The sequence below is a fragment of the Blastococcus sp. KM273128 genome, assembly GCF_021698975.1.
In the GTDB taxonomy this organism is placed as follows: domain Bacteria; phylum Actinomycetota; class Actinomycetes; order Mycobacteriales; family Geodermatophilaceae; genus Blastococcus.
In genome coordinates this window covers 1-19,897 of record NZ_SSXA01000076.1, presented here as the reverse complement: position 1 = coordinate 19,897, position 19,897 = coordinate 1, and the positions used below count along the sequence as shown (strand labels likewise).

20 protein-coding genes and 1 tRNA gene are annotated in these 19,897 nt (G+C 74.0%); 9 read left to right on the top strand and 12 right to left on the bottom strand.

The features are described from left to right. Positions 1-238 precede the first annotated feature (238 nt). The 3 genes from E9529_RS17775 (at position 239) to xerC (ending at position 2,035) form a co-directional block, all read left to right on the top strand. Positions 239-463 (top strand): AlpA family transcriptional regulator, encoded by a 225-nt coding sequence (locus E9529_RS17775; RefSeq protein WP_236832599.1) that lies wholly within the window; start codon positions 239-241, stop codon positions 461-463. Between the two features lie 130 nt (positions 464-593). Further along, positions 594-842 (top strand): helix-turn-helix domain-containing protein, encoded by a 249-nt coding sequence (locus E9529_RS17770; RefSeq protein WP_236832598.1) that lies wholly within the window; start codon positions 594-596, stop codon positions 840-842. 98 nt (positions 843-940) lie between these two features. Further along, positions 941-2,035 (top strand): tyrosine recombinase XerC, encoded by a 1,095-nt coding sequence (xerC, locus tag E9529_RS17765; RefSeq protein WP_236832597.1) that lies wholly within the window; start codon positions 941-943, stop codon positions 2,033-2,035. Between the two features lie 77 nt (positions 2,036-2,112). On the opposite strand, the gene E9529_RS17760 is transcribed toward xerC, so the two are convergent. Then, positions 2,113-2,199, bottom strand: a tRNA-Ser gene (locus E9529_RS17760). Positions 2,200-2,474: 275 nt separating this feature from the next. Between E9529_RS17760 and E9529_RS17755 the strand changes: the two genes are divergently transcribed. Then, on the top strand, positions 2,475-3,545 hold the full coding sequence (locus E9529_RS17755; RefSeq protein ID WP_236832596.1) for an alpha/beta hydrolase: 1,071 nt from the start codon (positions 2,475-2,477) through the stop codon (positions 3,543-3,545). Positions 3,546-3,631: 86 nt separating this feature from the next. Here the strand turns inward: E9529_RS17755 and E9529_RS17750 are convergent, their stop codons facing one another. From E9529_RS17750 to E9529_RS17735, 4 genes are read right to left on the bottom strand one after another with little or no spacing between them, the layout of a single operon-like run. Continuing rightward, positions 3,632-4,483 (bottom strand): ABC transporter ATP-binding protein, encoded by an 852-nt coding sequence (locus E9529_RS17750; protein ID WP_236832595.1) that lies wholly within the window; start codon positions 4,481-4,483, stop codon positions 3,632-3,634. A gap of 22 nt (positions 4,484-4,505) precedes the next feature. Beyond that, positions 4,506-5,279 carry an ABC transporter permease gene (locus E9529_RS17745; RefSeq protein ID WP_236832594.1) on the bottom strand — a complete coding sequence of 258 codons (774 nt, stop codon included), beginning with the start codon at positions 5,277-5,279 and terminating at the stop codon, positions 4,506-4,508. Continuing rightward, complete coding sequence (locus tag E9529_RS22805) at positions 5,276-6,127, bottom strand: ABC transporter permease (protein ID WP_236832593.1); 852 nt, start codon at positions 6,125-6,127, stop codon at positions 5,276-5,278. The genes E9529_RS17745 and E9529_RS22805 overlap by 4 nt, the downstream gene beginning before the upstream one ends. Beyond that, complete coding sequence (locus tag E9529_RS17735; RefSeq protein WP_236832592.1) at positions 6,124-7,104, bottom strand: ABC transporter substrate-binding protein; 981 nt, start codon at positions 7,102-7,104, stop codon at positions 6,124-6,126. The genes E9529_RS22805 and E9529_RS17735 overlap by 4 nt, the downstream gene beginning before the upstream one ends. A 202-nt stretch (positions 7,105-7,306) precedes the next feature. Here E9529_RS17735 and E9529_RS17730 point away from each other — a divergent pair, with 202 nt between their 5' ends. Continuing rightward, positions 7,307-8,110 (top strand): IclR family transcriptional regulator C-terminal domain-containing protein, encoded by an 804-nt coding sequence (locus tag E9529_RS17730; RefSeq protein ID WP_236832591.1) that lies wholly within the window; start codon positions 7,307-7,309, stop codon positions 8,108-8,110. Then, positions 8,107-9,309 carry an MFS transporter gene (locus E9529_RS17725; RefSeq protein WP_236832590.1) on the top strand — a complete coding sequence of 401 codons (1,203 nt, stop codon included), beginning with the start codon at positions 8,107-8,109 and terminating at the stop codon, positions 9,307-9,309. Before E9529_RS17730 ends, E9529_RS17725 begins: the two co-directional genes overlap by 4 nt. An 86-nt stretch (positions 9,310-9,395) precedes the next feature. On the opposite strand, the gene E9529_RS17720 is transcribed toward E9529_RS17725, so the two are convergent. Genes E9529_RS17720 through E9529_RS17700 form a run of 5 tightly spaced genes read right to left on the bottom strand, consistent with a single transcriptional unit; the run spans position 9,396 to position 14,922 of the window. Continuing rightward, the gene (locus E9529_RS17720; protein ID WP_236832589.1) at positions 9,396-10,421 is read right to left on the bottom strand and encodes an ABC transporter ATP-binding protein; all 1,026 of its coding nucleotides are present in this window, start codon (positions 10,419-10,421) and stop codon (positions 9,396-9,398) included. Beyond that, entirely contained in the window at positions 10,414-11,433 is a 1,020-nt protein-coding gene (locus tag E9529_RS17715) for an ABC transporter ATP-binding protein (protein ID WP_236832588.1), read from the bottom strand. Before E9529_RS17715 ends, E9529_RS17720 begins: the two co-directional genes overlap by 8 nt. Then, the gene (locus tag E9529_RS17710; RefSeq protein ID WP_236832587.1) at positions 11,430-12,458 is read right to left on the bottom strand and encodes an ABC transporter permease; all 1,029 of its coding nucleotides are present in this window, start codon (positions 12,456-12,458) and stop codon (positions 11,430-11,432) included. Before E9529_RS17710 ends, E9529_RS17715 begins: the two co-directional genes overlap by 4 nt. After that, complete coding sequence (locus E9529_RS17705) at positions 12,455-13,396, bottom strand: ABC transporter permease (protein ID WP_255709400.1); 942 nt, start codon at positions 13,394-13,396, stop codon at positions 12,455-12,457. The genes E9529_RS17710 and E9529_RS17705 overlap by 4 nt, the downstream gene beginning before the upstream one ends. Continuing rightward, complete coding sequence (locus E9529_RS17700) at positions 13,393-14,922, bottom strand: ABC transporter substrate-binding protein (RefSeq protein ID WP_236832585.1); 1,530 nt, start codon at positions 14,920-14,922, stop codon at positions 13,393-13,395. Before E9529_RS17700 ends, E9529_RS17705 begins: the two co-directional genes overlap by 4 nt. A 173-nt stretch (positions 14,923-15,095) precedes the next feature. On the opposite strand from E9529_RS17700, the gene E9529_RS17695 reads away from it, so the two are divergent. The 3 genes from E9529_RS17695 to E9529_RS17685 are packed head-to-tail and all read left to right on the top strand — an operon-like array spanning position 15,096 to position 18,376. Beyond that, positions 15,096-16,283 (top strand): hydroxymethylglutaryl-CoA reductase, encoded by a 1,188-nt coding sequence (locus E9529_RS17695; RefSeq protein ID WP_236832584.1) that lies wholly within the window; start codon positions 15,096-15,098, stop codon positions 16,281-16,283. A 33-nt stretch (positions 16,284-16,316) separates the two neighbouring features. Continuing rightward, entirely contained in the window at positions 16,317-17,339 is a 1,023-nt protein-coding gene (locus E9529_RS17690) for a dipeptide epimerase (RefSeq protein WP_236832583.1), read from the top strand. Beyond that, on the top strand, positions 17,336-18,376 hold the full coding sequence (locus tag E9529_RS17685; RefSeq protein ID WP_236832582.1) for a DUF1611 domain-containing protein: 1,041 nt from the start codon (positions 17,336-17,338) through the stop codon (positions 18,374-18,376). The genes E9529_RS17690 and E9529_RS17685 overlap by 4 nt, the downstream gene beginning before the upstream one ends. Before the next feature lie 6 nt (positions 18,377-18,382). On the opposite strand, the gene E9529_RS17680 is transcribed toward E9529_RS17685, so the two are convergent. Next, positions 18,383-18,541, bottom strand: a complete 159-nt coding sequence (locus E9529_RS17680) for a hypothetical protein (protein ID WP_236832581.1) — start codon at positions 18,539-18,541, stop codon at positions 18,383-18,385. 21 nt (positions 18,542-18,562) lie between these two features. Then, positions 18,563-19,708, bottom strand: coding sequence for a class E sortase (locus E9529_RS17675; protein WP_236832580.1), 1,146 nt, complete (start codon positions 19,706-19,708; stop codon positions 18,563-18,565). Positions 19,709-19,897 lie beyond the last annotated feature (189 nt).

The following is a 19,897-nucleotide window of genomic DNA, read 5'->3' as shown; positions in this document are numbered from 1 at the left end:
CCCCCGGCCCGAGGACGAGCGCCTCGGCCCGTCCCTCCCCCGGCGTGACACCGCCCCAGGCGTCGGCCGATGAGTGGGCGGCCTCCGCCGACGCCCGCCGCGGGCTCGGCAGGAGAGGTACAGGAGAAAACCTGGAGGCGTCGGAAGAAGCTCGTTGTGAGCTGTCACCAAACGGCTCGAAAAGGCGCCTTCTACAGCGGAAGGCCACACCAGTCGATCGGATCCGGAGTCCGCCGCCATGCCCGACCGCCCCGCCGGCCATGAGCCCGAACTGCTCACCATCGTCGAAGCCGCTGAACTCCTGCGCGCGCCCGTCGCCACGCTGCGGTACTGGCGCCACCTCGGCACCGGCCCACGCAGCTTCCGCCTCGGCCGCCGCGTCCTCTACCGCGCCGACGACCTCCGCAGCTGGATCGACGTTCAGCACGGCCAGGTCGCCAACGACCCGGGGAGCCGGCGGTGAACCCACGCCGCAACCGGCGCACGCACCGGGACGCAGGAGACGACACCCCCGGAGCGAGCGCACCCCTCAGCGGCACGCTCGGGCCCTACCTGCGGGGCTCGGACACCCTCCCAGCAGGCGGTCGCTGAACATGGTCCGGGACAACCGACGGAGGGAAGCGACACCCCGGGCCTCCGCCCACGAGCCCACACCCCTCGGTGACCCCGGTCAGCTGCTCACCATCGACCGGGCCGCCGAGTACCTGGGCACAGGACAGCGCTTCATCCGCCGCCTCATCAGCGAACGGCGGATCCCCTACGTCAAGCTCGGCAAGCACGTGCGTCTCGAGCGGTGCGCGCTGGACGCCTTTGTGGCGGCCGGCCGGGTGCCCTGCCGTTAGGGCGTCGACTGTTCGTCCACAGGGGAGTCCCCTGCTGAGCCGAAGGCGGCCAAGGTTGGGTCATGCCAGCAAGCAGCAGTAGACGGCGTTTCGGTCGCGTGCGGAAGCTTCCCTCCGGCCGGTGGCAGGCCCGCTACCCGGGCCCGGACGGCCGGGACCGGGCAGCACCGAGCACATTCGCCACCAAGACCGACGCGGCACGCTTCCTGGCCGCAGTGGAGGTCGACATGGGTCGCGGCGTCTGGCTCGACCCGTTGCGCAGCGGCGTCACGCTCCGCGAGTACAGCCAGGCGTGGCTGGCCGAGCGGACCGTTCGAGGTCGTTCCCTCGCCGTGCGGACCCGCGAGACCTACCAGCACTCCCTCGACCGCTGGGTACTCCCCACGCTCGGAGGCCTGCCGCTCGACCGGATCACCCCGGCCGCGGTGCGGCGGTGGCACGCCGAGACGAGCGCAGCCACCGGCCCGACCGCGACCAGACAGGCCTACGCCCTCCTCCACGCCGTCCTGGCCACGGCCGTTGCCGATGACGCGCTCCCCCGGAATCCCTGCCGGATTACGGGTGCGGGCCAGGCCCGCAGTGACGAGCGACCACTGCTGGACCTCGACCAGGTACAGCACCTCTCCGCCCATATGCCCGAGAACCTCCGGGGCCTCGTCGACCTTGCCTTCTGGGCCCATCTGCGCCTCGGCGAGCTGCTGGCCCTTCGCATCGGCGACATCGACATGGACGCAGGCACCGTGGCCGTGCAGCGGCAGGTCGTGGAGACGGACGCGGGCCCCGTGGAGTGCCCACCGAAGGCGGGCAGCCAGCGCGTCGTCCACCTCCCCCCGCAGGGCGTCTCGGCCCTGGCCGAGCACCTGAGGACCCGCTCCCCGGCGCTGCCGACCGCGCGGTTGTTCGTGCGGAGGGACGGAAGGGCCCTCCGCGCCCACCACGTTCACGCCGCTTGGAGCACGGCCCGGCGAGCGGCCGGCCTGCCCGACGTCCACCTGCACGACCTGCGGCATGCGGGACTCACCCTGGCGGCGCAGAGCGGGGCGACCCTGGCCGAGGTCATGCGACGTGCCGGCCACTCGTCGTCCCGCGCGGCGATGATTTATCAGCACGCGGCCGAGCGGCGCGACGCCGAGGTCGCAGCCCGCCTGGGGCGCCTCGCGGCGGGCACGACGCCGAACCGTACGGGCACGTAGCGGGCACGCAAGTCGGCGGCGGCGGCGGACGCCCGTCGGTGGAGCCCATCGGTCAGCGCAAACCCGCAGGTCAGGAGCGGAGGGCGTGGGATTCGAACCCACGATGGGTGTTACCCCATAGCGGTTTTCAAGACCGCCGCCATCGGCCACTAGGCGAGCCCTCCTGGCGCCGTCGAGGCTAGTGCGTCGCGCGCCGCTCCCGGTGCCGGGCAGGCGGACGCCGCGACCCGTGCCCGCGGCGAGGTGCGGCAGATCGGGCGTGTCCGCCACGCCGGACGCCCGATCCGGCGTCTCTCGCGCCGGCGGCGGGCGCCGTCCCGCACCGATCTACCGGAGCGTTCCGGCGAGTGGAAGTTCGTCTACGCGACTGCCGCCAACTGTGCCTAGCGTCACAGCCGCTCAGCTTCCGCACGCTTCCGACGAACGGAGCTCGACCGCCATGCACTCCACCGCACGACGCGCACGCAGGGGCCTCGCGGCCGGCTGCGGCGCTGCCGCCGCGCTCTCCCTGACGCTCGCCGCGCCGGCCCAGGCGGCGCCGCCGCAGGCCGAACCCACCGTCGTGGGCGACCTCGCCTACGGGCCCGCCACGCCGGGCAACCTGCTCGACCTGTACATCCCCGACGCGCGCGGGGGCAGGGACGGCCTCCCGCTGGTCATCTGGCACTCGGGCTCGGCCTGGTTCAGCAACGACGTCAAGACCGGCGAGCAGGCGCTGGACGTCGTCGAGGAGTTCACCGGCCGCGGGTACGCCGTCGCGGCGATCAACGTGCGCTCCAGCTTCGACGCCCGCTTCCCGGCGCAGGGCCACGACGTCCGCGCCGCCGTCCGGTACCTGCGGGAGAACGCCGGCCGGTACGGCCTCGACCCCGACCGCTTCGCCTTCATGGGCAACTCGTCGGGCGGCTGGTCCGCCGCGTTCGCCGCCACCACGAGCGACATCCTCGAGCTGCCCGGGGAGACCGGCGTGGACGGGACCTCCAGCGCCGTCCAGGTGGCCGTGCCGTTCTTCCCGCCGACGGACTTCCTCTCGATGGACACCTTCGCCGCCGAGAACGACCTCCCGATGCAGCCCGGCATCTACCCGCACGACGCGCCCGACTCGCCCGAGAGCCGGCTCATCTCCTGCCCCGGCGAGGTCTTTCCGACCCAGCTCGTGAGCATCCAGGCCTGCCCCGAGGAGACCGAGGCCGCCGACCCGAGCAGCTACATCGAGGGCGAGGAGATCCCGATCTGGGTGCTCCACGGCCTGGCCGACCCGCTGCTGCCCTACAACCAGAGCCAGCTCGTCTACGACACGACGACGGCGGCCGGGAACGAGGGGCGGTTCACCCTCGTACCCGGCGCCGGCCACTCGGTCGACGACATCATCGGGGCCCGGGTCTCCACGACGTGGATGACCAACCACGTCGGGGCCGAGCGGGTCGTCAACCGCGCCGGCCCGAGCTGGTACGACATCGACCGCTTCCTGCAGAGCGGCTTCGCCCGGGCGGAGCGCGCCGCCCGCTGACGGCAGAGGTCCGGGGCCCGACTTCTCAGAAGTCGGGCCCCGGACCGCGTGCTGGGGGCCGACTTCCCGGAAGTCGGCGCCCGTCCTCAGAACCCCGAGTGGTCGGGGGCCGCGGGGGCGGGCCCGGACACCGGCCCGGCGGCCACGGGCTGCTCGGCGTCGGCGTCCGCCGCGGCGTCCTTGCTGCGGTGGATCTGCTCGTAGACGCGCGCCCGCAGCTCGGCGAACCGCGGCGAGGAGCGGGTGGTGAGCTGGTCGCGCTGGTCGGGCAGGTCGATGGCGAGGTCGTCGCGGATCACCGTCGGCGAGTTGGACAGGATCAGCACCCGCTGGCCGAGGTAGACCGCCTCGTCGATGTCGTGGGTGACGAAGAGCGTCGTCACCTGGAAGCGGTGCCAGAGGTCGCGGATGAGGTCCTCGAGGTCGGCGCGGGTCTGCGCGTCGACCGCCGCGAACGGCTCGTCCATGAGCAGCACGTGCGGCTCGTAGGCGACCGCCCGGGCGATGGCCACCCGCTGCTGCATGCCGCCCGAGAGCTGCCACGGGTAGGCCGCGTGCGCCTCGGCCAGGCCGACGGCGGCCAGCGACTCCTCGACCAGCTCCTTCCGACGGGCCGGCGCCAGCTTCTTCTGCTTCAGCGGCAGCTCGACGTTGTCGCGCACCGTCATCCAGGGGAACAGGCTCCGCCCGTACTCCTGGAACACCACCGCCATGCCCGGCGGCGGGCCGTTCACGACCTGGCCCTCCATGCGGACCTCGCCGGAGGTCGGCTCCAGCAGGCCGGACATGATCTTCAGCAGCGTCGTCTTGCCGCAGCCGGACGGGCCGACCAGGCAGGCGAGCTCACCCGCGGGGAGGGTGAACGTCAGGTCGCGGACGGCCTCGACCGTGCGGTCCTTGCTCTCGTAGACCTTCTGGATGCCACGGACGTCGAGCACGGGGTTCCCCTTCCGGGAGAGATCAGGAGGAGCGCTGGGCGCGGCGCAGGCCGTGGTACCAGGCGAGCTGCCGGTTCTCGACGAGGCGGAACAGCAGCGACAGCAGGAAGCCGAGCAGGCCGAGCATGAGCATCCCCGCCCACGTCTCCGGGATGGCGAAGCTGCGCTGCGCCTGGACGACGGCGTAACCGAGCCCGTTCTCCGCGGCGAACAGCTCGCTGATGACCATGAGGATGATCGCGACGGAGAGCCCCTGCCGGAGCCCGGCGTAGATCTGCGGGCTGGCGCTGGGCAGCACCAGGTGCCGCAGCCGCGACCAGCCGCGCAGCCCGTAGACCCGCCCGGTGTCGCTGAGCACCTCGTCGACGGCGCGCACGCCCTCGACGGTGTTCAGCAGGATCGGCCACATGCAGCCGAAGGCGATGACGACGATCTTCATCCCGTCGCCCAGGCCGAACAGCAGGATGAAGATCGGCACGAGCACCGGCGGCGGGATCGCCCGGAAGAACTCGAACACCGGCTCGGTCAGCGCCCGCACCGTGCGGGAGGTGCCGATCAGCACGCCCAGCGCCAGGGAGACGACGACGGCGAGCGCGTAGCCCGCCGCCAGCCGGTACAGGCTGGGCCAGACGTCGGCGGCCAGCCGCGGGCCGAACCACTCCTCGACGAGGCTGTCGAGGATCTCCGACAGCGGCGGGAAGAAGAAGCTCGTGCTGCCGGCGCTGGCGAACCACCAGGCGGCGAGCAGGATCACCGGCAGGCCCAGCGTCATCCCGACGCGACGCAGCACGCTCACGCCGCCACCTCCGCTCGCTGGGACGGGTGCCAGGACAGGGAGCGCCGCTCGACGGCCCGGAAGACCAGGTTGACGATGACGCCGAGGATGCCGGTGACGACGACGATGGCGTAGGTCGCCGCGACCGCGCCGCTGCTCTGCGCGTTGTTGAGCAGCTGCCCGAGGCCGGCGGTGCCGATGACGAGCTCGGCGGTGACCGCGAGGATCAGCGCCACCGCCGCGCCCAGGCGCAGGCCGGTCATCACGTAGGGCAGCGCGGTGGGCCAGGTGACGTGGCGGACCCGCGCCCAGGGGCCCAGCCCGTAGGCGCGCGCGGTGTCCTGCGCGACCGGGTCGACGTCCTGGACGCCGTAGAGCACCTGGATGAGGATCTGCCAGAACGACGCGTAGACGACCAGGAGCAGCTCGCTCTCCAGGTCGTTGCCGTACAGCAGGACCGCGATCGGGATGAGCGCCACCGAGGGGATCGGGCGGAGGAACTCGATGGTGGAGGCGCTGAACTCGCGGGCGAAGCGGAAGGTGCCCAGCAGCAGCCCGAGCAGCACGCCGGCCGTCGCGGCGATGGCCAGCCCGATGGCCCAGCCCTCGAGGGTCTGGAGGACCGCCGTCCAGAACTCCGGCCGGCCGGCCTGCGCGACGAGCTCCGCGCCGATCTCGGACGACGGCGGGAACCAGCGGCGCGGGACGAGGCCGATCCGCGGGGCGATCTCGACCAGCGCCACCAGGACGACCAGCCCGAGCAGCCCCAGGGCCCAGGCCGGCACCGGCCGCCGCCGGCCCGCTCCTCGGGAACGGGCCGGCGGCGCGGCGGCACCCGCCGGCGTGCGGGTAGCGGTGGAACCGGTCACGGCAGGAGGGCGTCCAGGTCCGGAGCCTCGTCGAGCAGGCCGTCCTCGACCGCGAGGTCGGAGAGGGTCTGCACCGAGTCGCGGTTGATCTCGGCCGGCCAGGCCGGCAGGGTCATCGCCTCGGCGATCGCCGGGTCGATCTGGGTGTACTCGCCGAGGATCTCGCGGACGGCGTCCGGGTTCTCCTGCGCGTACTCCAGCGACTGCGCCATCGCGTCGCTGAAGCACTCGACGGCCTCGGGGTTCTCCTGGGCGTACTGCCGGCTGGTGAAGTACGTGGCCACGGTGAGGTCGTCGGCGGTGTCGACGAAGTTCGACGCCACGACCTGGGCGCCGGCGTCGGTGGCGACGGCCACGAACGGCTCGACCACCCAGGCGGCGTCGACGTTGCCCTGCTCCAGCGCGGCGGCCATCTCCGGGAACGGCAGCTCGACGAACTGCACGCTGTCCGGGTCGCCGCCGGCGGCCCGGACCGACTCGCGCACCGTCGTCGTCCCGATGTTGTTGAGCGTGTTGACCGCGACGGTGCGGCCGGCGAGGTCGGCGGCGCCGGTGATCCCGCTGTCGGGCTGCGCGACGACCGCGCCGAAGTCCGCGCCCTGCTCGCCGGTGGAGGCGACGCCGTTGGCGACCACCTGCAGCGGCAGGCCCTCGCTGGCCGCGAGCAGCAGCGAGGTCATGTTGCTGAAGCCGAACTGCGACTGGCCGCTCACCACCGCGGGGACGATCGCCGCCCCGCCCTGACCGGTCTCGAGGGTGACGTCGAGGCCGCAGTCCTCGAAGAAGCCCTGCTGCTGCCCGAGGTAGATCGGCGCGACGTCGACGATCGGGATGACCCCGACCGAGACCTCCTCCAGCGCGGCGCCCTCACCGCCACCGCCACCACCGGCGTTGCCGGCGGGCTCGTCGTCCGAGCCGCCGCAGGCGGTGACCAGCAGCAGGGGGGCAGCCACGAGCGCGGCCACGGTGCGGCGCATGAGATCTCCTTGGGTCGGCGACCGGGTGTGTTCGCTGTGCGAACGCGTGTGTGCGATGTGAACGCATGAGACGCTTGCACGTGAGAGCAGTCACGTCAATCCGTCGTGATGCGACCGTCATGCGTGCGCACAACGCACACCGGTTCAGCATGCGCACAGTATGGTGATCGCGCTCACCCCCACCACGCACCGAAGGAGCGCCGTGACCTCCGCGCCCGACGAGCGGCCGGCGCCCGTCCGGGACGGCACCTACGTGCAGTCCCTCGACCGCGGCCTGGCCGTCATCCGCGCCTTCGACGCCGAGCACCCCCGCCTGCAGCTCAGCGAGGTCGCCCGGGCGACCGGCCTCACCCGCGCGGCCGCCCGGCGCTTCCTGCTCACCCTCGTCCAGCTGGGCTACGTCCGCGCCGAGGGGCGGGAGTTCTCCCTCCGCCCCCGCGTGCTCGAGCTCGGCTACTCCTACCTCTCGGGGCTGACCCTCCCCGACGTCGCGCAGCCGCACCTGGAGGCGCTGGTGCAGCGGGTCGAGGAGTCCTCCTCGCTGTCGGTCCTCGACGGCGACGACGTCGTCTACGTCGCGCGCGTGCACACCAAGCGCATCATGACCGTGATGATCACCGTCGGCACGCGGTTCCCCGCGTACGCGACCTCGATGGGGCGGGTGCTGCTCGCCGGGCTCCCCGACGACGAGCTGACCGCATACCTCGACCGGGCCCGGCTGGCGCCGCTCACCGGGCGCACCGTCACCGATCCCGGGGTGCTGCGGTGGGTGCTCGACGGCGTGCGGGAGCGCGGCTTCGCGATGGTCGACCAGGAGCTCGAGGAGGGGCTGCGCTCGGCCGCCGCCCCCGTGCGCGACCGGTCCGGCGCCGTCGTCGCCGCGGTCAACCTGTCGGTCAGCGCGAGCCGGACCTCGCTGGCGCAGCTCGAGCACGAGTACGTGCCGCCGCTGCTGGAGACCGCCGCCCAGATCGAGCACGATCTCGGCCGCAGCGCCCGCTCGTGACCACCCCCGCCACCGGGCGGCGCACCGCCTGGCGCCTCGCCCTGCCGGCGGCCGCCCTCGTGCTGGTGGCGCTGTGCCTGCGCGCGCCGTTCGCCGCCGTGGGCCCGCTGCTGGCCGAACTCGGCGACGAGCTGAGCCTCTCCACCGCCGCCCTCGCGGTCGTCACCGCGCTGCCGCTGGTCTGCTTCGGGCTGGTCTCGCCGTTCGCGCCGGCTCTGGCCGCTCGCCTGGGGGTGCACCGGGCGGTGCTGCTCGGCGTGGTGGCGCTGGCGGCCGGGGTCGTGCTCCGGCTGGCCGGTGTCCCGGGGCTCTTCGCCGGCACGGTGCTGCTCACCGGTGGCATCGCCGTGGCCAACGTGCTCCTGCCGGCCGCGGCCCGCGCGGAGTACGGCACGCGCAGCGCGGTGGTGCTGGGGATGATCGTCGCCGCGATGGCCGGCTCGGCGAGCATCGGCGCGGGGCTGGCGCAGCCGCTGGCCGCGCTCGGCGGCAGCGCCGTCACCGGCCTGCTGCTGTGGGTGGTGCCGGTGCTGGCGGCGCTGCTGGGCATGGCCGCGCTCACCCGGGCCCGCCGCGCGGTGCCGCCCCCGCCGGCGGCCCCCGCCGGCGCGCGCACCGCCGTCCTGCGCGACCGCGTGGCGCTGTCGGTGACGCTCTTCTTCGGGCTCCAGTCGCTGTCGTTCTACGCGATGCTCACCTGGCTGGCCGAGGTGCTGGAGGCCGAGGCCGGGGTCTCGTCGGTCGCCGCCGGCGGGCTGCTGGCGCTCGCCGCCGCGCTGGGCATGCCGGCGTCGCTCGTCGTCCCGCCGCTGGCCGCGCGCCGCCCGGGCCAGGGCGCGTGGGTGCTGGCCGGCACGCTCCCGGTGGTCGCGGGCATCGCCGGCCTGCTGATCGCCCCCGCGGCCGCCCCGCTGCTGTGGGCGGTGCTCTACGGCGCGGGCACCGGCATCGCGTTCCCGCTGGCGATGACGCTGATCCTGCAGCGCACCCGCGACGTCGGGCAGACCGGCCGGCTCTCGGCGTCCGCGCAGAGCGTGGGCTACCTGGTGGCCGCGACCGGGCCGCTGGCGGTGGGGCTGCTGCACGAGGTCACCGGCGGGTGGGCGCCCGGGCTGTGGCTGCTGCTCGGCGTCGTCGTCGCCCAGCTCGCCGTGGGGCTGGCCGCCGCCCGCCCCCGGCTGGTGGGCGAGTCCGTCTGACGCCGCAGCCCCCTTCGGGGTTGATCATCGTCATCCGGCGGCCACTGCCGGCGTGTCGGGCAGCCGGACGACGATGATCAACGGCGTCAGGGGTCGGCGGTGACGCCCTCCGGGGTCTCCGTGACCGGCGTGCCCTCGACGCCGTGCAGGTGGCAGGCCGCCAGCTGGCCGGGCGCACCGGCCGGCTGCAGCGCCGGGTCGACGTCGTCGCACGGCTCGAACACGTACGGGCAGCGGGTGCGGAACCGGCAGCCCGAGGGCACCGCCGACGGCGAGGGGACGTCGCCGCGCAGCACGATCCGCTCCCGCGCCCGCTCCTTGGCCGGGTGCGGCACCGGCACCGCCGAGAGCAGCGCCTGCGTGTAGGGCATCTGCGGGTCGGCGCCGACCGCCGCGGCCGGCCCGATCTCCACGATCCGCCCCAGGTACATGACGGCGATCCGGTCGGAGATGTGCCGGACGGCGGAGAGGTCGTGGGAGACGAACAGCAGTGTGAGCCCGAGCTGCCGCTGGAGCCGGCGCAGCAGGTTCAGCACCTGGGCCTGCACGCTGACGTCGAGGGAGGCGATCGCCTCGTCGCACACCAGGAAGTCCGGCTCGCCGGCCAGCGCCCGGGCGATGCCGACCCGCTGGCGCTGACCACCGGAGAACTCGTGCGGGTAGCGCCCCGCCACCGCCGGGTCCAGGCCTACCAGCTCCAGCAGCTCGGCGACGCGGGCGGCCCGCTCCCGCCGGCCCGAGCGCAGCCCGTGCACCTCCAGCGGCTCGCTCACGGTCTGGGCCACGGTGCGCCGCGGGTCCAGCGAGGCGAACGGGTCCTGGAACACCATCCCGGCGCGGCGGCGCATCTCCTTGAGCCCGCGGCGGTCCAGCGAGGTGACGTCGGTGCCGTCGAAGGTCACGGTCCCCCCGGTAGGCGGGACCAACCGCAGCAGCGCGTTCCCGAGCGTCGACTTCCCGCAGCCGGACTCCCCCACCAGGCCGAGCGTCTCGCCGCGCAGCACGTCGAGGTCCACCCCGTCGACGGCGCGCAGCACGCCGCCGCCCTTGCCCCCGCCGCGCACGGGGAAGTGCACCTCCAGCCCGCGGGCGGAGACCAGGACGTCACCCACGGGGCACCTCCTCCTCGGCGCACCAGGTCGCCGCCCGGTGCGGCAGCGCCCCGCCGGAGGAGCCGACCACGGCCAGCGGCGGCTGCTCGGTCTCGCAGCGCGGATCGGCCCGCACGGGGCAGCGCGGCCAGAACACGCAGCCCGGCGGCAGGTCGGTGGGCGGGGGCGGCAGCCCGGGGATGGCGGTGAGCTCGGGCACCTCGCCGTCGGGGCCCGCTGGCGCGGCGAGGTCGGGCAGCGAGCCGAGCAGCCCGCGGGTGTACGGGTGCGCCGGGTGCTCCAGGACGTCGTCGACCGTGCCGTCCTCGACGCACCGGCCGCCGTACATGACCAGCACGCGGTCGGCGATGCCGGCGACCACGCCCAGGTCGTGGGTGATCCAGATGACGCCGGTGCCGTGCTCGGCCTGCAGCTTCTCGACCAGGTCGATGATCTGCGCCTGCACCGTGACGTCCAGCGCCGTCGTCGCCTCGTCGGCGATCAGCAGCGACGGGGAGTTGCTCAGCGCGATCGCGATGACCACCCGCTGGCGCATGCCACCGGAGAGCTCGTGCGGGTAGCGGTCCAGCGCCCGCTCGGGATCGGGCAGGCCGACCTCGCGCAGCAGGTCCGCGGCGCGCGAGCGGGCGGCTTGCTTGGAGACGTCGCCGTGCGCCCGGATGCCCTCGACCAGCTGCCGGCCGATCGTGAGCACCGGGTTCAGCGACGTCATCGGGTCCTGGAACACCATCCCCGCGCCCGGGCCGCGCACCTGGCGCAGCCGCTCGGGCGGCATGGTGAGCAGGTCCTCCCCCTGCAGCAGCGCCCGGCCGGTCACCGTGGCCACCCGCGCGGGGAGCAGGCCGAGCAGCGCCAGCACCGAGACGCTCTTCCCGCTGCCCGACTCCCCCACGACGGCGACGGTCTCCCCCGCGCCGACGGTGTAACTCAGCCCGTTGACGACGTCGGCCGGCCCGCGCGGGGTGCGCAGCCGCACCCGCAGGTCCTCGACCTCCAGCACCGGCGCGGTCACGCCTCACCCCCCGTCTCGGTGGCGGCCGCCCGGGAGCTCCCGGCCATCTGGGTGCGCTGGCGCGGGTCGAGCACGTCGCGGAGCCCGTCGCCGAGCAGGTTGAAGCAGAGCACGGTCAGGAAGATCGCCATCCCCGGGAAGAACGCCAGCCACCAGGCCAGCTCGATGAACCCGCGCCCCTCGGCCAGCATCAGCCCCCACGAGGGGTTCGGCGGCTGGGTGCCCAGGCCGAGGAACGACAGCGCCGCCTCGGCCAGCACCGCGAACGCCAGGCTGATCGAGGTCTGCACGATGATCGGCGGCGCGGCGTTGGGCAGGATGTGGCGGGTCAGGATCCGCCAGTCCGAGGCCCCGACCGAGCGGGAGGCCCGCACGTACACCTCCTCGCGCACGCCGAGGACGCTGGCGCGGGTGACCCGGGCGAAGATCGGCGTGTAGACGATGCCGATCGCCAGCGCGGTGTTGCCCGACCCGGGCCCGCGCACGGCGAGGACGGCGATCGCCAGCAGCACGGCCGGGAACGCGAAGAGCATGTCCATGAACCGCATGAGGACGTCGTCGACCCACCTGCCGTAGTAGCCGGCGAGCAGGCCGATGAGGGTGCCGACGACGAGCGCGAAGCCGACCGCGAGGAAGCCGACCCGCAGCGACACCGAGGCGCCGAGGATCACCCGGCTCAGGATGTCGCGGCCGAGGTCGTCGGTGCCGAACGGGTGCTCCCAGCTGGGCGGCTGGAGCCGGTCGGCCACCGAGATCTCGTTGGCCCCCTGCGGGGCGAGGGTGTCGTCGAAGAACGCCACGACCACGATGAGCAGCAGCAGCACCGAGGCGATCGCCGCCGTCGGGTTGTGCGCGAGCAGGCTGAGCGTCTCCCGCCAGCGCGGGCGGGCCGGGCGCAGCGTGGGCGCGGCGGGCCCGGCCTCCCGCTGCGGCGCCCCGCCCGGGGGCTCCTCCGGCGTCTCCGGCGGCCGGTCGCCGCCGCGCCCCTGGCCGGGCGGGGGGCCGGGTGTCGGCTGGATGCTCATCGGCGGATCCGCGGGTCGATGGCGGAGTAGAGCAGGTCGACGACGAGGTTGATGACCAGGAAGACCAGCGCGAACAGCAGGATCGCGCCCTGGAGCACCGGGTAGTCGCGCGCCTGGACCGCCTGCAGCGCGAGCTGCCCCAGCCCCGGCCACGAGAAGACGATCTCGACGACGACCACCCCCGAGAGCAGGTAGGCCAGCTGCACGCCGGTCACCGTGACCAGCGGCAGCAGGGCGTTGCGCAGGACGTGCCAGGTGAACACCTGGCGGGTGCCCAGCCCCTTGGCCTGCGCCGTCCGCACGTGGTCGGCGCCCAGGGCCTCGAGCACGCTGGACCGGACGAACCGGGTGATCACCGAGCCGGAGACCACGCCGGTGACCAGCGCCGGCATGAGCAGCCGCTGGAGCCAGCCGCCGGGGTCCTCGGTGAGCGGGACGTAGCCGCCCGAGGGCAGCCAGCCCAGCGTCCCGGCGAAGACCAGGATCAGCACGATGCCCATCCAGAAGTCGGGCACCGAGATGCCGAACTGGCTGATCACCGTGGCCACGCGGTCGACCAGCGACCGCGGGCGCAGCGCCGACACCGTGCCCAGCGGGACGGCGATGAGCAGCGCCACGAGGATCGAGGCGAAGGCCAGCGTCAGCGTGGCCGGCAGCCGCTCGGCGATCAGGGAGGTGACGGTCTCGCCGCTGCGGAAGCTCACCCCGAGGTCGCCGGTGAGCGCCCGGCCGGTCCAGCCGAAGAACTGCTCGACCAGCGGCTGGTCCAGCCCCGACCGCTCGCGCAGGGCGTCGTAGCTCTCCTGGGAGAACCGGGTGCCCAGCGCGAGCCGCACCGGATCGCCCGGTACGAGGTGCACCAGGGCGAACACGATGACGCTCACCCCGGCGAGGACGACCGCCGACTGGCCGACCCGCCGGAGGACGTAGCCGGTCAGGGCAGCTCCACGCCTTCGAAGTTGATCGCCTTGTCGGCGCGGATCTCGTACCCGGAGAGCCCCGGCGCCCAGGCCTGCACGACGTCGGGGTTGTAGAGGTACAGGTAGGAGACGTCGTCGACGATCAGCGTCGCGGCCTGGTCGTAGAGCTCCTTGCGGGCGTCCTCGTCGGTCTCCGTGGAGGCCTGGGTGAGCAGCTCGTCGACCTGCGGGTTGCTGTAGCCCTGGTAGTTGCTGGAGCCGTCGGTGATGTGCTGCGCGTGGTAGAAGTCGAACGGGTCGATGTTGCCCAGCCAGCCGAGCATGAAGGCGTCGAAGTCACCCTGCGCCTGCCGGTCCAGCCAGGTGGCGAAGTCCACCGTCTGCACCTCCACGTCGACCCCGATCGGCTCCAGCTGGCTGGCGATGACCTGGGCGGCGGTCACGGTCTCGGGGAACTCGTCGGTGACCATCAGCCCCATCGAGATCGGGGTCTGGACGCCGGACTGCTCGATGAGCGACTGCGCCTCCTCGGCGCTGGGCTCGAACGGGGCGTAGTCGTAGTAGAAGAAGCTGTCCTCGGGGATCGCGGTCTGGTTGGGCTGCGCCGCCCCGAACCGGGCCGCCTCGGTGACCGCCGCCCGGTCGACCGCGGTGGCGATCGCCTGGCGGACCAGCGGGTTGCCGAAGGGCTCCCGGTCGTAGTTCATGCTCATGTACCAGTAGTCGACGCTCGGCGTGGTGGCGAGCTCCACGGAGTCGTCGCCCTCGAGCGACTCGATCTGCTGCGGCGGGATGTTGTCGGTCCACTGCACCTCGCCGTTCTGCAGCGCGGTGAGCGCGGCGGCCGGCTCGGTGATGTAGCGGAACTCGACCCCGCCCACGCTCGGCGCGCCGCCCCAGTAGTCCTCGTACGCGGCGAGCTCGGTGCTGCTGGCGTCGGAGCTCTCCAGGGTGAACGGCCCGGTGCCGACCGCCTCGGTGGTGAGGTCGTACTCATCGGCCGCGCCCTCGGGGAGGATCGCCATGCCCTTGAAGGCGCCGATCAGCGCGGGCAGGTTGGGGGTCGGCTGGCTGACGGTGATCTCGACGGTCTGCGGGTCGACGGCCTCGACGCTCTCCACCGTGGCGAACCGGTAGGCGTTGCTGAGCTCCTCGTCGATGATCCGGTTGTAGGAGTAGACGACGTCGGCGGCGTCGAACTCGCTGCCGTCGTGGAAGGTGACGTCCTCGCGCAGGTTGAACGTCCAGGTGAGCCCGTCCTCGCTGACCTCCCAGTCGGTGGCCAGGCTCGGCTCCATCGTCAGGTCCTGCGCGTTGGGGACGACGAGGGTGTCGTACACGTTCTCCAGCACCTGGAAGCTCGGGTAGGCGCTCGTCACGTGCGGGTCGAACTGGTCGGGCTGGGCGCTGACCGCGGCCACCAGCACGTCGCCGCCGCCCCCGCCACCGGTCGCGCCGGTGTCGACGCTCTCGCCGCCGCCGCTGCACGCGCTGAGGAGGAGCGCGCCGGCGGCGCCCAGGGTGATCGATCGGGTCGTGCGCACGGGAACCTCCGGTGTCTGGGCAGGTCGTCCACCTCGACCTTGCTCCCGTATCCGCAGGTTGGCGACTCGGGCGCCGGGGATCGTTGCCGGTCCGTGACCCTCCGCCGGACGAGCGGCGGGGAGTGATCCAGACCACAATCGGGGGCCCGACCGTCGTCCCGCCGAGGTGTCCCATGACCGACGTCCAGCCCTCGCACCGCGCCCGCATCCCTCGCGACCGGGAGCACGACTACACCGACGAGATGGCGCACAAGCGGCAGGCCTTCGTCGCCGAGCAGACCGGCGCGGGGCTCGACCACGTCAGCCGCTACTCCGTCGACCCCGCCGTCCTGCCCGGCAACATCGAGAACTTCACCGGCGTCGCGCAGGTCCCGCTGGGCCTGGCCGGGCCGCTCACGCTGCGCGGCGAGCACGCCCGGGGCGACTTCTTCGTGCCGATGGCGACGACCGAGGGCACGCTGGTGGCCAGCTACAACCGCGGGATGCGGGTGATCGCCGAGTGCGGCGGCGCGCGGACCACCGTCGTCGACGACCACATGCAGCGCGCGCCCGCCTTCATGTTCGACGACGCCCTGGCGGCCCGGGAGTTCGGCCGGTGGGTGGAGGAGAACACCGACGGCATCCGTGCCGCGGCCGAGGCCACGACCCGCTCGGGGCGGCTGACCTACATCGGCCAGCACCAGATCGGCCCGCTGCGCTACCTGCGGGTGAACTACACGACCGGGGACGCCGCCGGCCAGAACATGACCGGCAAGGCGACGCTCGCCGCGTGCGAGTGGATCCGCGAGAACCACCCCGACCACCCGCGCTACGTCCTCTCCGGCGCGATCGACACCGACAAGAAGCACTCGCAGATCAACATGCTGATGACGCGGGGCAAGCGCGTCGTCGCCGAGGTGACGATCCCCGACGAGGTGCTGGGCCGGCTCACCGGCGTCAGCACCCGGCAGCTGTTCGAGTACCGGCAGGTCGGCATGGCCGGCGCCTTCATGTCCGGCGCGGCCTACAACGGCGCGCACGCGGCCAACGGTCTGACGGCGGTGTTCATCGCCACCGGGCAGGACGCCGCCAACGTGGCCGAGTCGCACTCCGGCGTCACTTACACCCAGCTGCTGGAGAACGGCGACTACTACTGGTCGACGACGCTGACCTCGCTCATCGTCGCCACCTACGGCGGGGGCACGGGGCTGCCCACCCAGCGGGAGTGCCTGGAGGTGCTCGGCTGCTACGGCAGGGACAAGGTGCACAAGTTCGCCGAGATCTGCGCCGGGGTGGTGCTGGCCGGTGACATCTCGCTGACCTCGGCGATCCTGGCCGGCGACTGGGTGACCAGCCACGACGCCCTGGGCCGCAACCGGTAGCCGCGGGGGGCGGCGGGCCACCAGACTGCCCGGGTGGAGCTCACCTGCCGTCCCCTGACGCTGCACCTGCGCGACACGTTCACCATCGCCCGCTCGTCGGTGGACACCGAGGAGGTGCTCGTCGTCGAGGTGGACGACGGCGGGGTCCGCGGGCGCGGCGAGGGGGCGCCGGTGGCCTACTGGGGCGAGTCCGTGGCCGGGATGGCCGGCGCCGTCGCCGCGGACGGGCGCGCGCTGCTGGGCGACGACCTGCGCGACGTCGAGGGCATCGCCCGGCGGCTGCGCGCCTGGGACGGGCCGCAGGGCGCGAAGATGGCGCTCGACGGCGCGGTCCACGACTGGGTGGGCCGCCGCTACGGCCAGCCGGTGTGGCGGCTGCTGGGGCTCGACGGGGTGCTGCCGCCGACCAGCTTCACCATCGGGATCGCCACCGTGGAGGAGACCGTCGCCCGCGTGCGGCGCGCCCCCGGCTTCGCCGTCTACAAGGTGAAGGTCGGCGGCCCGGCGGATCTCGAGCGGCTGGAGGCGATCCGCTCGGTGACCGGCGCCCGGCTGCGGATCGACGGCAACGAGGGGTGGACCTTCGACCAGGCCCGCGAGCTGCTGCCGCGGCTGCGCGAGCTGGGGGTGGAGATGGTCGAGCAGCCGTTCCCCGCCGGCGACCTGGACTCCTTCGCCCGCTACCGGGAGCTGCCCGACCGGCTGCCGGTCTACGTCGACGAGGGGTGCCGGGACCTCGCCTCGGTGCCCGCCGTCGCCGGCTACGCGGACGGCATCGTGGTCAAGCTGGCCAAGTGCGGGGGCATCCGCGAGGCGCAGCGGATGCTCGCGGCGGCGGCCGCGCTGGACCTGCGGGTGATGCTCGGCTGCATGATCGAGTCGCCGCTCGGCATCGCCCAGGCCGCGCAGCTCGGGCCGCTGGCCGACCTGATCGACCTCGACGCCCACCTGCTGATCGCCGACGAGCCGTTCACCGGCCTCGGGCTCGACGCGGGCCGGGTGGTGCTGCCCGACGCGCCGGGCCTGGGCGTCGAGCCGTCCGGGGGCGCGGCGTGACCGGGGAGCGCCTCGCCGTCCTGACCGGGGGGCAGCTCGCCGAGTCCTACGCCAAGACCGCCCACGGGGTGCTGCGCTACGGCACCCGCGAGGTGGCCTGCGTCGTCGATCCCGCGCACACCGGGCGGCGGGCGGTCGACGTCGTCCCCTTCTGCGCCTCCCCCGCCCCCGTGGTCGCCGACGTCGCGGCCGCCCGGGAGCTCGGGGCGACGACGGTGCTGCTCGGCGTCGCCCCGCTCGGCGGCCGGCTGACCGAGGCCTGGCGCGCGTCGCTGCTGGAGGCGCTGCGGCTCGGCATGCACGTCGAGGCCGGGCTGCACACCGATCTGGGCGCCGACCCAGAACTCGCGGCCGCCGCCCGGGCGTCCGGCGTCGGGATCCGCGACCTGCGGGCGGTCCCCGACGACCTCGGGGTGCCGCTGCCCGGGCCGGTGGGTGCCCGGGTGGTGCACACGGTCGGATCGGACTGCGCGATCGGGAAGATGAGCGTCGGCCTGGAGCTGGACCGGGCCGCCCGCGACCGTGGCCTGGCCTCGGTGTTCGTGGCCACCGGGCAGACCGGCGTGGCCATCGCGGGCTGGGGGATGGCCGTCGACCACGTGATCTCCGACTTCGTCGCCGGCGCCGCGGACCGGCTGGTGCGGGAGGGCGCCGCGCGCGGCGACCTGCTCTGGCTGGAGGGGCAGGGCTCGATCCACCACCCCGCCTACTCGGGGGTGACCCTCGGCCTGCTGCACGGGTCGTCGGCGGACGCGCTGGTGCTGTGCCACCGGGCCGGGCGCGCCGCGATCGCCGACTACCCCGGCACGGCGCTGCCGCCGCTGGCGGAGATCGTCCGCGGCTACGAGCAGGCCGCGGGCTGGGTGCGCCCGGCGCGGGTCGTCGCGGTCGCGCTGAACACCGCGGGGCTGGACGACGCCGCCGCGCAGCGGGCCGTGGACGAGGCTGCGGCAGAGACCGGGCTGGTCACCGACGACGTCGTCCGCTCCGGCGCCGGGCGCGTGCTCGACGCCGTGCTGGCCGCGCTGGACCGGTGATCGGGCTCAGCCGTCGACGGTGACGTCGTTCCAGGGCAGCTGCGGCTCCACCCACGGGAAGACGACCAGGAGCAGCAGGGCGCAGACGGCGAGCGCCAGCACCAGCGACTGCGCCGCCTTCAGGCCCCTGCCACCGGGCAGGTGCCGCCAGATCCAGCCGTACATCGCGGTCCTCCGGGGTCCGGGTCAGCCCTCGCGCAGGGCCGGCGGGCCGTCGGGCATCTCCGACTTGGGGATGCCCGCGCCGTCGAGCCGCGCGTGGACGATCAGCCGCTCCCGCGCGGAGAAGCGCGGGTGGCAGGTGGTGAGGGTGAGGTAGGAGCCCGTCGGGCCGACCGAGGGGTCGGCGTTCGGCGTCGGGGCGATCACCGAGACGTCGGACGGGAGCACGATCTGCTGGCCGGGGATGCCGCTGGGGTCGGCCTCGAGGTCGCCGGTGGCCGGGTCGCCGAGCACGCGGTAGACGAACCAGGTGTCGACGGTCTCCACGACGACGGGGTCACCGGGGCGCATCGCGTCGAGCTCGAGGAAGGGCGACCCCTTGCCGACGCGGTGGCCGGCCAGGGCGACGTTCCCGGGCTCCCCCGGCATCGCGGTGTCCGCGTAGTGACCGGGCCCCTGCGAGAGCTCCCGCTCGGTGGTGCCCTCGAGGATGACGCGGGCGTAGTCCTCGCCCAGGCGCGGGATGCGGAGGACGCCGAAGGCGTCGCCGACCTCGACCTGGACCAGGCCTGCCTCTTCCGGGGCGGCCGCCCACTGCTCCTGCAGCTCGGTGCTCAGCTGGTCCTGGCGGCGCTCGGTGAGCAGGTCGGTGACGTAGACCTCGTAGACGACGAAGAGCAGCAGCACCAGCCCGGCGGTGACCAGCAGCTCGCCGATCCCGCGGGAGACCTTCTGCCAGCGCGGCTCGCGGCGGCGGGGCGGCCCGGACTGCTCGTCGCCGTCCTCGTCCGCGGGTCCGTCGTCCCAGGAGTCCTCGTCGGAGCCGTCGTCCCAGGAGCCCTCGCCGGAGCCGTCATCCCAGGGACCGCCGTCCCAGGAACCGCCGTCCCAGGAGCCGTCCTCCCAGGACGCGTCGTCCGAGGCCAGCTGGTCCCAGTGCTCGTCCCACGGGCCGTCGTCCCAGCGCCGCTCGGCCGGGTCCTCGGCGACGGTGCCCGTCCGGCCGCCGGCGGCAGGGTGGGCGCTCGGCCGGGAGGCATCCGCGCGGACGGGCACCGGCGGCACCGGTGGGAGACCCCCGACCGGCAGCACACCCGGCTCCACGACGCGGTCCCACCGCTGGGTCGGGCGGGTGTCGTCCTCGCGCCGCCCCCGGTCCGGGTCCGCCATGCCGTGCCCCCCGGTCGTCGGTGTGCGACGCACGCCCACGACGCGCCGTGCGGATGTTATGTGACGGAACGAGTGCGCAGCGTGAAGCGACGCGCCCGGGAACCGATGCTCCTCCTGGGCGACTGCCCGCGGAGCACCCCCGCCCCCGGGCCGGGCCGGGGCGCCTCTGCGCACCCGGCTGGTCATCGC